This is a genomic window from Candidatus Rhabdochlamydia oedothoracis (assembly GCF_019453995.1).
Classification (GTDB): domain Bacteria; phylum Chlamydiota; class Chlamydiia; order Chlamydiales; family Rhabdochlamydiaceae; genus Rhabdochlamydia; species Rhabdochlamydia oedothoracis.
The window spans coordinates 615409-626662 of the sequence record NZ_CP075587.1 but is presented as its reverse complement, the minus strand read 5'-3'; the positions used below and the strand labels follow the sequence as shown (position 1 = coordinate 626662).

12 protein-coding genes are annotated in these 11254 nt (G+C 35.8%); 7 read left to right on the top strand and 5 right to left on the bottom strand.

Going from position 1 to position 11254, the window contains the following annotated elements:
• The first annotated feature begins 189 nt into the window (after window positions 1-189).
• The 3 genes from RHABOEDO_RS03490 (at window position 190) to uvrC (ending at window position 5092) form a co-directional block, all read left to right on the top strand.
• The gene (locus tag RHABOEDO_RS03490) at window positions 190-624 is read left to right on the top strand and encodes a hypothetical protein (RefSeq protein ID WP_215216783.1); all 435 of its coding nucleotides are present in this window, start codon (window positions 190-192) and stop codon (window positions 622-624) included.
• Between the two features lie 77 nt (window positions 625-701).
• Window positions 702-3290 carry a DNA mismatch repair protein MutS gene (gene mutS, locus RHABOEDO_RS03485; protein WP_215216782.1) on the top strand — a complete coding sequence of 863 codons (2589 nt, stop codon included), beginning with the start codon at window positions 702-704 and terminating at the stop codon, window positions 3288-3290.
• Entirely contained in the window at window positions 3290-5092 is a 1803-nt protein-coding gene (uvrC, locus tag RHABOEDO_RS03480) for an excinuclease ABC subunit UvrC (protein ID WP_215216781.1), read from the top strand. Before mutS ends, uvrC begins: the two co-directional genes overlap by 1 nt.
• A 912-nt stretch (window positions 5093-6004) precedes the next feature.
• On the opposite strand, the gene RHABOEDO_RS03475 is transcribed toward uvrC, so the two are convergent.
• The 3 genes from RHABOEDO_RS03475 to RHABOEDO_RS03465 all read right to left on the bottom strand — a co-directional run bounded on the left by RHABOEDO_RS03475 (window position 6005) and on the right by RHABOEDO_RS03465 (window position 7371).
• Entirely contained in the window at window positions 6005-6274 is a 270-nt protein-coding gene (locus tag RHABOEDO_RS03475; protein ID WP_220017776.1) for a helix-turn-helix domain-containing protein, read from the bottom strand.
• A 209-nt stretch (window positions 6275-6483) separates the two neighbouring features.
• Complete coding sequence (locus RHABOEDO_RS03470) at window positions 6484-6876, bottom strand: hypothetical protein (protein ID WP_215217537.1); 393 nt, start codon at window positions 6874-6876, stop codon at window positions 6484-6486.
• Between the two features lie 15 nt (window positions 6877-6891).
• Window positions 6892-7371, bottom strand: coding sequence for an Asp23/Gls24 family envelope stress response protein (locus tag RHABOEDO_RS03465; RefSeq protein WP_215217538.1), 480 nt, complete (start codon window positions 7369-7371; stop codon window positions 6892-6894).
• A gap of 152 nt (window positions 7372-7523) precedes the next feature.
• Between RHABOEDO_RS03465 and RHABOEDO_RS03460 the strand changes: the two genes are divergently transcribed.
• Window positions 7524-7922 (top strand): DUF4339 domain-containing protein, encoded by a 399-nt coding sequence (locus tag RHABOEDO_RS03460; RefSeq protein ID WP_215217539.1) that lies wholly within the window; start codon window positions 7524-7526, stop codon window positions 7920-7922.
• 16 nt (window positions 7923-7938) lie between these two features.
• Here RHABOEDO_RS03460 and rpsN read toward each other — a convergent pair whose 3' ends face one another.
• Both rpsN and rpmJ read right to left on the bottom strand, forming a co-directional pair.
• A complete protein-coding gene (gene rpsN / locus RHABOEDO_RS03455; RefSeq protein WP_215217540.1) occupies window positions 7939-8244 on the bottom strand; it encodes a 30S ribosomal protein S14 in 306 nt (101 codons plus the stop codon).
• Between the two features lie 13 nt (window positions 8245-8257).
• Entirely contained in the window at window positions 8258-8395 is a 138-nt protein-coding gene (gene rpmJ, locus RHABOEDO_RS03450) for a 50S ribosomal protein L36 (RefSeq protein ID WP_138106870.1), read from the bottom strand.
• Between the two features lie 184 nt (window positions 8396-8579).
• Between rpmJ and rpmH the strand changes: the two genes are divergently transcribed.
• From rpmH to RHABOEDO_RS03435, 3 genes are read left to right on the top strand one after another with little or no spacing between them, the layout of a single operon-like run.
• Entirely contained in the window at window positions 8580-8714 is a 135-nt protein-coding gene (gene rpmH / locus RHABOEDO_RS03445; RefSeq protein WP_215217544.1) for a 50S ribosomal protein L34, read from the top strand.
• On the top strand, window positions 8704-9087 hold the full coding sequence (rnpA, locus tag RHABOEDO_RS03440; protein ID WP_220017775.1) for a ribonuclease P protein component: 384 nt from the start codon (window positions 8704-8706) through the stop codon (window positions 9085-9087). The genes rpmH and rnpA overlap by 11 nt, the downstream gene beginning before the upstream one ends.
• Window positions 9065-11068 carry an ATP-dependent helicase gene (locus RHABOEDO_RS03435; protein WP_215217542.1) on the top strand — a complete coding sequence of 668 codons (2004 nt, stop codon included), beginning with the start codon at window positions 9065-9067 and terminating at the stop codon, window positions 11066-11068. The genes rnpA and RHABOEDO_RS03435 overlap by 23 nt, the downstream gene beginning before the upstream one ends.
• Window positions 11069-11254 lie beyond the last annotated feature (186 nt).

Genomic DNA, 11254 nt, shown 5'->3' with positions numbered 1-11254 from the left:
GGTTTTTTTTAAGCTTGCAACAGTTGATTCAACTGCGTCAAGGTTTTCTATTTTACAAAAAAGTATAGGCTAAAATGCATTTTAAGATAGAGATTTAGAAAAATATTTAAAATGATTTGAAAAAAATTACTTTATTTAAAAATCAAATATCCTTTAAAAATTTTGTTGAACAAACTTCTGTGAGGCAAAATGGATAAATCAGAAGAATTATTACTTAATTCTTTATCTAAGGAAGAAAAAGCTACTTATTTTTCTCAAATAGGAATAATGCAAGATCCCTCTTTAACCCAGCTAAGAGAACAAATCAAAAACGTTATGCTCCCTTTACTGCTAAAAGTATTTCAGCTTAAAATTCACATAAATAAAGAGATCGCGCTTAATGCATCTCCCATTACAGAAGGTGATGGAGAATCTATTATTCACAAACTCAAACTACTAGACAAAGATATCAAAACACTGATGATGTGGTGTCAGGCATGCATTGAACAAATTCAAGAAGCTCTTAACATAGATCCACAAAATTCTAGATTTAAACAATTGCATTCCGACTTTCTAGATTCCTCTAATAAACGCTGGTGGCATAAATTTTATAAAAAATTACATAATAAAGTTGATGAAATTTAGAGTTTATTTCTCAATAAAACCTTGCATTCTCCTGCTTTAGCTTAGATAATAAGGAGCTTATAAGCGAGGTATTAGAAATGAAAGAAGAAAAACCCTCTTCCATGATGGCTCAATGGCATCATTGTAAAAAACAAGCAGGAAATGCTTTATTGCTATTTCGTTTAGGGGATTTTTATGAGGCCTTTGAAAATGATGCTGTGCTCTTATCAAAGCAATTGGATATAACACTAACTAAAAGACAAGATATTCCCATGGCAGGAATTCCTTTTCATGCAAGCGATGCTTATATTGATAAGCTTGTTGCAAAAGGGTATCGCATTGCTATTGCCGAACAATTAGAGGATCCGCAATCCATTAAAGGAATCATAAAACGAGAAGTCGTTAAGATCATTACTCCAGGAACAATTGTTCACTCTAATCTACTATCTGCAAAGTCCAACAATTTTCTCTGTTGTTTTATACAAATTAATGAAGCCTTTGGTCTTGCTGTACTCGATGTTACAACTTCTGAGTTTCGCGCTATGGAATTCGAAGATAAAAAGCAGCTATTTGATGAACTAAGCCGTATCCAACCCAAAGAGCTTTTGCTACCCCAAAAATGGATAACGCAACATCCTGATTTCCTTGAAGAAATAGACCGTCAATTTAAACCAGCTATTCATGTAAAAGAAGCGTGGCATTTTGAACACAAACATGCTTGTAATGTGCTTTTGCGACATTTTAAAGTGAGTAGTTTAGATAGTTTTGGATTAACAGGTATGGTTGCTGCCATTAATGCAGCTGGCGCTATTTTACATTACGTGCAAGATGAATTAAATCTTCCGATTCAACATATTAAGAGCATAAAAAAAGAACACTCTTCCTCTTATATGTTACTAGATCGAACCACTCAAAAACATCTAGAGCTTTTTCAGTCGATTCAAGATATTCATTCCTCTCATACCTTGCTGCAAGTTATTGATTACACCTTAACTCCCATGGGTGGACGCCTGCTCAAATACTGGCTTGCACATCCTTTATTGGATCTGACTGAAATACAGCAAAGACAAGAGGGTATTGAGGAATTTTTATCCAAATGGCAGCTCAGCGAACAGATCTTTGAGCATTTAAAAGAAATTCGCGATTTAGAGCGTCTGATTATGCGAATTGAAACCGATTATGCAACCCCGCGCGATTTGGGGGTTTTCCGCCTTTCTTTAGAACAAATCTCACCTATTTTCCATATTTTGGAAAGTTATTTTACTAGTCAATTCATTACTAAAAATAAAACAAATTTAAAAGATGTTTCAAATCTTGTGCAACTATTGCAAAAAGCGATTATAGATACCCCCCCTTTAAAATTGAAAGAAGCCGAAATATTTCGCTCAGGATTTTCAGAAGAGCTTGATCGCTTACAATCCATCAAACAAGACTCGCATAATTGGATTGCTCAACATCAAACACAATTAAGGCAAGAAACGCAAATCAAAAATCTCAAAGTAGGATATACAAAAGCCTTTGGCTTTTTTATTGAATTAAGCCGTGGAAAAACAGAAAAGATTCCCTCCTCTTTTCAAAGAAGACAAACCTTAGTGAATGCAGAACGCTTTACAACCCTAGAATTAAAAGAATATGAACATAAAATTCTACATATAGAAGAACGTATTTGTGCCTTAGAATATGCTTTATTTACGCAATTAAAAAAACAAATTGCAGAACACGCTTCTTCGATTTATCTCATTGCACGCGCCATTGCTGAAATCGATGTGATTTGTTCGTTGGCACAGGCAGCTAAATTTCACAAATATATAAAGCCTACTGTCAATTCCAGCGATCTATTTCATATTGAAGAAGGGCGTCATCCAGTAATTGAAACCGTTATGAAAAAAGAACTATTTATACCCAATGATGTTCTTTTAAATGCCACAAGTCATCGATTGCATTTAATTACAGGTCCCAATATGGCAGGTAAGTCCACATTTATCCGCCAGGTGGCATTAATTGCCATCCTTGCACAAATGGGCAGTTTTGTTCCTGCTAAGAGCTGTACCATAGGTATTATCGATAAGGTTTTTAGTCGGATTGGAGCCAGTGATGACTTAGCAAGAGGCCTTTCGACTTTTATGGTGGAAATGACAGAAACCGCAAATATTCTCAACAATACAACAGATCGCTCTTTGGTGATTTTGGATGAAATTGGTCGAGGAACTAGTACATATGACGGAATTTCTATCGCATGGGCTGTTGCAGAATACCTCTTAACTCAACCAGGCAAACAAGCCAAAACCTTATTTGCTACGCATTTCTGGGAGTTAACCGAATTAGAGCAAAAGATTCCTGGAGCTGTAAATTATAGCGTCTCTGCCCATGAGTCTGAAAATAAAATCGTATTTTTGCATAAAGTCATAAGAGGAAGTACGGATAAAAGCTATGGCATTCACGTGGCTCGTTTAGCAGGATTGCCCTACTTTGTGGTTAAGCGCGCACAACAGATGTTAAAAGGCCTAGAACAAACCTCTATAAAAACGACTAAACCCAAAGCAGAAAAACAGCTCTGTCTTTTTATGAATTCAGAGATAGAAAATAAACCAGATATTTTAGGAGAATTGAAGGAAATCGATCCAAATAATCTCACTCCTTTAGCTGCTCTACAAAAACTTATCGATTGGAAAGAGAGAACAAAATAATGGTTTTTGATCCTAAACAACTTGATGTGTTTCCTATGCAATCTGGGGTCTATCTGATGAAAGACAAAGCAGACAGGGTAATCTATGTTGGAAAAGCTAAATTACTTAAAAACCGTTTAAAACAATATTTCTCTCTTAACGATACCAGAGCCATGATTCCGCTTTTAATCGCGCAAATCGCACACATTGATACGATTGTAGTTTTTTCCGAAAAAGAAGCTCTTCTTTTAGAAAATACTTTGATTAAACAACACAAGCCTAAATTTAATGTACTGCTCAAAGATGATAAAACCTTTATCAGTCTATCCATCAATGTAGATCATCCATGGCCCATGCTGCGCCTTATACGTTATAAAGGGACTATAAAAGATAAAGGCCTTTATTTTGGACCTTATACAAGCGCTATTGCAGCAAGAGAAATCTACGAATTATTAAATAAATTATTCCGCTTGCGTCAATGTTCAGATAATGAGCTTAAAAAACGCACTAGACCTTGTTTGCTTTATGAAATGAATCGCTGTCTTGCTCCTTGCGTTGGTTTATGCACTAAAGAGCAATATGATCAGCAAGTACAAAAAGTGATCTATTTTCTAAAAGGAAAAAATCAAGATATCCTTCCTGAGCTCTACGCACAAATGCAACAAGCTTCTGATCATCTGCAATTTGAAAAGGCTGCTTCTCTACTTAAAACCATTCGCCACCTCGAACATGTTTTACAATCCTCTACTGCTAGCTATCATATAGAATCTACCGATGCTATAGGAATCTACCGCCAAGCAGATGAAGTCATCCTGTTTCTCCTGTTTTTGCGCCAAGGAAAATTAACTGGATCTATGCATTATGCATTTTCTAATGTTATTGAAGATGACGATGAATTGCTGACCTCTTTCATTCTGCAGCACTATCAAAACAATAAAAATCCTCCACAAGAAATCCTAACTCCCATTCAACCCTCTTTGGCTTTGACAGAAATTCTCAAAAGCACCTGTAAAATCCAATTGCTCTTTCCTAAAAAGGGAGAAAAACGAATTTTGTTAAAATTAGCACAAGAAAATGCTAAAAGCACTTTTAAACAGGAAAAAGATGAAAAACTCCTTAAGGAAAAAATGTTGCTTGATCTGCAAGACACCCTGCAGCTCAATCGCTATCCTAAAAGAATTGAGTGTTTTGACACCTCTCACTTAGCAGGTAGTGATTCGGTAGCATCTGTGATCGCTTTTACAGATGGGGTTAAAGATACCAAATATACAAGACTTTATAAAATCAAAACCCAGCATACAGGAGATGACTACACCTCCATGCAAGAAACTCTTTTTCGCCATCTATCCCGTGCTAAAGCAGCAGATGACCTTCCTGACTTAATCATCCTTGATGGAGGGAAAGGACACTTAACCATAGCACTTGAAGTGTTTAAGAAACTCGACATAGCTTCCATAGATCTAATCGCACTAGCTAAAGAAGCCTCTCGTCATGATAAAGGCATGAGTCAAGAAAAAGTCTATCTTCCTTATATTCACGACCCCATATTACTCAACCCCCGATCCTTTTTGTTACAGCTCTTACAAAAAATCCGTGATGAGAGTCACCGTAAGACAATTACCTTTCATCAAAAGAGACGCAAGAAAAGACTCATTTCTAGTGCATTAGATAACATCCCTGGCATTGGCCCTATCAAAAAAAAACGACTTCTTACCCATTTTGGCAGTATAGAAAGAATCAAAAAAGCCTCTATCCAAGATCTTCTGCAAATTAAAGGGATTACCCAATCTGATGTAAATGCCTTACAAAAGGGATTAAGTTAAATTAGTCTATAGTAGTGCCAATTCAAACAGCTAGCTTAATGGGGTTCAAGTCAACGACTTGAAACTTGTCGTTAATCCTATATTTTTCTATGCGATTGAATCGGAACCACTATATAATGATTTTATGCTTGCTCGCTTGATAAAAGACGGCAAATTCCTTGTTGCTGAGCTCGCTCCATTAAATTCATCCAAAGATTAGGCCCTTCTAACCTCGAAGTGTACAAAAAAGAACGTATAAATACTTGAAAAAACATCTATTGTGCACCCGAGCATAGCATGTTTGTAGATAATAGATCTCTTGCATAACCAATAAGCAATCTAAAATTTTAAAGTATTTTAATCCAGGAGATATGATTGTTTGAGCGATATAGCTGGAAATGCTTTTGTTAAGATTAGGAATCTATAAATGAAAGCTTTAAAATAAGGGGTTATGCAAGAAATCTATTTAGTATAAGTTTCCACCCTTTCCATATCCTTGGAAGTCGTATCTAAAAAGCTTTGTGTTTTAGGAAAATATTGCCTAACTAGTCCGTTTGTATGCTCATTTAAGCCTCTTTCCCAAGAATGGTAGGGCGTTGCAAATTAGAAGTCTGTCTCTAGCTCGAAACTAACCATTTGGTGATAGGCAAATTCTTTTCCGTTATCTGCTGTTAATGTGTGTACAAAATCTTTGATAGGTTTAAGTTGTTCAATTAACGCTTGACTTACTTCCTCTGCAGTTTTATGAGAAACTTTGGCGAGCTTAATTTAGCTTGGAAGTTCTTTCTACCATTGATACAATTACGCCTTTATGTCCTGCCCCTATGACTGTATCTAGTTCCCAGTCTCCTACCAGATATGATTATAGATGGTCTCATGACTAACATGTTCTTTACCATGTCTTTTAATCCATCCGGATATTTGTATAGGGCTTTATTGCAACTTGATTTTTTCTTCAATACGGGTAACTATTTGAGGAGTCATTTTTTTATTGGGCTGAGAATTTTTTCTAAGAAATGCTTTTTCTTGAGCTTGCTGATGACGGTATCCTCGTTGCCCTTTATTTCTCTTAAGTTCCCTACTAATAGTGCTATGATGAACTTTTAGAATGGTTGCTATTGAGCTAGCTGTATCTCCTCTAGCTTGTAAAATATAAATCTGACATCTTTGGTCATAGGTTAGGTGATGGTAGCCTTTAGGCAAGGTCTCTTTTTGTGTTTGATTATTAAAAATTACAATAGAGATTCTTTCATCGCCTGCCTATTCTTTTTTTTAATTCTTCTGTGCACTTCAAACTTGAAAAGACTTTTCTTGTTTGCTAACTTTGCCTTGATAAGAATCAAAATCCTGAAAAGAAAAAGAATACATAAAACAAGGAAAAAGAAGAACGGCTAAATGTAGCATAACTTTATTCATGATAAATTCCTTAAATAAGTAATCTCTAGAAATAAAGGCTTTTGATGTCCCAGATAACAAGAGAAAAGAGCTGATAAATCCTTTTCGGCTTGCTCAAAAACTTGAGTATCATCTACCTGTTTAAGCAAATCAAGGACAACTGTAATTTCATTATATCTATTTAAGCAAACTTTTATTGTGAGGTTTTGTGAAGGAAATGCTTGATGGGCATAGCATTCAACATAATTGCGCAAAATGGACATATGGACAAAGACATCTGCATTACCTGTTGTGAATCTATAGTAACATCCACCTAGAGAAATGATAATCCCTAAGACCAATCCAGCAAATAAAGTACTCAGACTAAAACAGAGAAACATCTCTTTGTAAACAGCAATTGCATAATACAAAATAGACCTTTTAGGTTAAAAACTCTCATCATAGTAATCAGAATCGGCAGCTGGCTTTGCCGTTTTTACTCTCTCTTGCAAAAGATCTTCTAATTTTTGTTCTTTTTTCAACTTAGGCATAATTAAATTTTTAAAGATAATATGTATCGATCCTACGTGTAGCCCGGTTAATTTAGTGATATCCTCTAGAAGTTTCATATGAATTTCTTCAGCTTTCTCCGGAATAGAAATCCCGTAGGAAATATTGAGCTCAACTCGAATATTCACTGAATGTTTTTTTTGATCTTGCTCAACATGGATTCCTTTTACACCTTCTAAGATCTCTCGACCCAAAAGACTGTCAAAAAGATTTCCTTCCAAAGGTTCTATATCTTTAACCTTGGTTAAACAATGCCATACAATTGATTGAAATACTTTACTCTCCACATCGCGAACAAAGACTGTTTCTGGTAAATCTAATTCTTTACTATCAATATCTTTTAATTGATTATGCATGAGGCCGTACCCTTAATTTATATTTAAAACCCATTGTAACAAGCTGCAGATTAATCAGCTAATCTTCTTTATTTCAATTAATTTTTTTAATGAATTTGCTATATTTTAGCCAATTCGCTATCCTTCTTAGTTAAAATGCCACTAGATGGATCATGACCTTACTATTTTATATTACAATTAGTCTTTTTTGGGGATGGATCACAGCACTCTTTGCACAAAAAAAGGGGCTAAATCCAAGAAATTGGTATATTGCAGGGATTCTTTTTTGTGCTTTGGCCTTTATTGCGGTGCTTTTTCAGCGTAAAAAAAATCTTAAAATTCCAAATCCTGTACATAAACCAGAGTTAATCCCTATTGATCCGCCACAACGGGAAAATCTCTGGTATTATCTAGATGAAAAAGGGCAGCAGTTTGGACCCATTAGCTTTCAAGCCTTAACTATCGCCTGGAAAAATAAAAAGATACAGGGAGAATCCTATGTATGGAATGAAGACTTAGAAAATTGGAAGAAATTTAAAGAAGTACTAAAAATAACTACGCCTAAGATTTAAGCGTAGTTTATAAAAATTACCAGCTAGCCTTAACCAAACCTGGAATTAATCCAAAATTAGCCATTTCACGGAAGCAAAGACGAGACATTTTAAATCTCCTTAAATACCCACGAGCTCTACCTGTAAATTGGCAACGATTGCGCAATCGAACAGGTGAGGAATTACGAGGCATTTTATTTAAGGCGATTTTTGCAGCTAAACGCTCTTCATCGCTTTTATCCATGTCGACTATTATTTTTTTTAACTCTTGACGTTTGTTCCATTTTAAACTAACGAGTTTTTCGCGTTTTTTCTGCTTTGCTATTGAAGATTTTGTTGCCATATCTTTATAACTCTTACTTCTTGCGAGCAGGGCCTTTTTGACGCTGCTTGCGGTTAGGATCCATTTTATTAATGACGTAAATGCGTCCGCATCTACGAACAATTTTATCCCCTTTTGAAGGGTCTGCTTTAATCGAGGCTTTTACTTTCATGATTTACCTGAGAGATAAAAACTAAAATTCTAGTAAACTTATAAGCAATCGTTAGATTTGTTGCAAGCGCAATTCTTTTGTAAATTCTTTTATTTAAAAAGAATTCTGCTTGAGGAATTTGCACTCTTTTATGTATATTGTCACACAAGTTTTGAATCTTTTATGCCACAAGGAATTAGAAAAAATGAAACGCACATACCAACCTAGTAAAAAGAGAAGAAGAGCCGCATGCGGTTTTCGCAAAAGAATGAAAACCAAAGATGGCCGCAAGATTATTAACAGACGTCGAAGAGCCGGACGTAAGCGCCTTGCCCTGTAACAAATCTTGGCGATTTCCTAAATCAGCACGGATTTTAAAAAGCTCTCATTTTAAGCGTTTGACTAAAAATAATCGCCGTATTTTTGGAGAAATGATTTCCGTAGATTTTCAACATTCAAAAGACCTTGATTCCAAATTGGGTATCACTGTTTCTAAAAAGTTTGGAAAAGCTCATGATCGCAATCGTTTTAAACGCGTTGTTAGAGAGGTTTTCCGTGAAATGCGCTCCCATCTACCCATTGGATTAGAAATAAACATCTCCCCTTGCTCTCGCTTAGGGCTTATATCCAAGCAAATCGTATTAATTGACTTAAAGCGCATTGTAGAAAAAATTGTACAAAGCGATAATAATGTCACCATTTCCTCATCTTAACTCAGATCAAAGACAAGCGGTTATTGCTACTGAAGGCAGAGTGCTGATCTTAGCTGGTGCTGGTAGTGGGAAGACAAGTGTATTGGCTTATCGCATTGCCTACCTGCTCCAATCCCTTAAAATTGAACCTGAAGCTATTTTAGGTTTAACCTTTACCAATAAAGCTGCACAAGAAATGAGGGAAAGGGTTGCTCGCATTGTAGGTGTAAAACTTGCAAAAAAACTCACCTTAAGCACCTTCCACAGCTTTTGCATGCAGCTTTTGCGTAAAGAAATTCACCATCTGGGATACACCAATAACTTTACTCTTTATACAGAAAAAGAAGTGCGTCGCATTGCTCTGCAAGTAACAAAAAATCTACTTGAACATGAAGGAGAGCTTCCCTCTCTAGAAGAAGCCTTAAAGAAAATTACTCAGATTAAAAACAAAGGATTAAATTCAACGGATCTAGAAATTATAACTTGGCATGATCAATTTTGCCAGGATTTGTATACGCGCTTAGAATCGTGTCTATGTGCATACAATGCTGTTGATTTTGACTCACTTTTGTCTCTTTCTGTTACTCTTTTTGAAAAATATAAAATGCAAATGTTGCCTTATCAAAAAAGATATCGTTATATCATGATTGATGAATACCAGGATACTAATCCCATCCAATACCGATTAGCTGAATTGCTTTCTGCACGCCATCAGAATTTATGTGTAGTGGGAGATGATGATCAATCGATTTATGGTTGGCGCGGTGCCGAAATTAAAAACATCTTAGGATTTGAATCAAAAACCACCATCAAACTAGAACAAAATTATCGCTCTACTCCTACTATCTTACAAGCTGCTAACGCTGTGATTGCTCATAATCAAAACCGTCACAATAAACAACTATGGAGCAATGCAGAACAAGGAGAGCTAATACACCTATTTCACGCACCCACAGAATTAGAAGAAGCGCAATCTGTGATTCAAAGAATGATTAAACTGAAAAGAGACAAAAAAATTCCCTGGAAAGAAATGGCTATTCTTTATCGCTCTAATCTATTAGCAAGGTCTTTTGAATTAGCTCTTATGCAAGCTGTATGGCAAAAACAGGATAATTGGGTAAGAGGAATCCCCTATCAGGTGTTTGGAGGAACAGAATTTTATGAAAGAGCAGAAATTAAAGACCTCCTTGCCTATTTACGCCTGATTGTAAATACTCTTGATCAAGAAGCTCTTTTGCGCGTTATTAATACCCCTCGAAGAGGAATTTCTGATCAAACGCTTAAAATACTTACCGAATTTAATCGCAAGAGCGATATTTCCCTTTGGGATCTTTTAGAACAAATAGCGTCCCCTCTCTCTTCTGAACTAAAACAACATCTCCCTCATAAAGCGCTTAACGCGATTTGCTGTTTTACAAACCTAATTACGACCGCTAGAGATCAATTTTCTAATCTATCTCTTCCTGAAGCCCTCACCTGGCTTATTGAAACCATAGATTATAAAAAAGCCATTGCAGATGAAGCCAAATCTGAAAAAATGCGCGATTTTAGATGGGAAAACGTTATGTATTGCGTGGATATGATGACCATCTATGAAGAAGAAAAACGTCTTAATAAACAACAAGAAGAAATTAGCCTTTCTGACTTCTTATCTACGGCTCTTCTCGATCAAAGAGAAGAATTCACCCATACAAAAAAAGCTGATGACGATCACGTTAACCTGATCACATTTCATAGCGCTAAGGGGTTAGAATTCACCGCTTGTTTCCTTGTAGGAATAGAGGACCATATCATCCCTCATGAAAAAAGCTTATTTGAAACCGGCCTAGAAGAAGAAAGGAGATTAATGTATGTAGCCATGACTCGCGCTAAAGAATATCTTTGTTTAAGCATGGCGCGCCAGAGAAAAAAAATGGGAAAAGATCTTACTACTAACCCTTCTCGTTTTTTACTTGAAATTCCCAAACAGTTAGTAAAAATTAGCTCTTGGCAAACTATTTAGCATCTTAAAATTAAACCAATTGATCTTGCTTTAATAGACAGGTAAAACACCAGGGCTTACGCATGAAGATTTTCCTTTGCACCTACCAGATCTAATAAATAATCTTTACGACATGATGCATAGATATGCTGATAATATCATGAAGGCTATATAGTTGATTGCGCGTCTTTCTTGGGTCTGGTAATT

Bases quoted from the DNA above. Each gene is read 5' to 3' on its own strand.
- RHABOEDO_RS03490 (WP_215216783.1), top strand. From the start codon at position 190: ATGGATAAATCAGAAGAATTATTACTTAATTCTTTATCTAAGGAAGAA.
- mutS (WP_215216782.1), top strand. From the start codon at position 702: ATGAAAGAAGAAAAACCCTCTTCCATGATGGCTCAATGGCATCATTGT.
- uvrC (WP_215216781.1), top strand. From the start codon at position 3,290: ATGGTTTTTGATCCTAAACAACTTGATGTGTTTCCTATGCAATCTGGG.
- RHABOEDO_RS03465 (WP_215217538.1), bottom strand. From the start codon at position 7,371: ATGCATAATCAATTAAAAGATATTGATAGTAAAGAATTAGATTTACCA.
- RHABOEDO_RS03460 (WP_215217539.1), top strand. From the start codon at position 7,524: ATGACCTTACTATTTTATATTACAATTAGTCTTTTTTGGGGATGGATC.
- rpsN (WP_215217540.1), bottom strand. From the start codon at position 8,244: ATGGCAACAAAATCTTCAATAGCAAAGCAGAAAAAACGCGAAAAACTC.
- rpmJ (WP_138106870.1), bottom strand. From the start codon at position 8,395: ATGAAAGTAAAAGCCTCGATTAAAGCAGACCCTTCAAAAGGGGATAAA.
- rpmH (WP_215217544.1), top strand. From the start codon at position 8,580: ATGAAACGCACATACCAACCTAGTAAAAAGAGAAGAAGAGCCGCATGC.
- RHABOEDO_RS03435 (WP_215217542.1), top strand. From the start codon at position 9,065: ATGTCACCATTTCCTCATCTTAACTCAGATCAAAGACAAGCGGTTATT.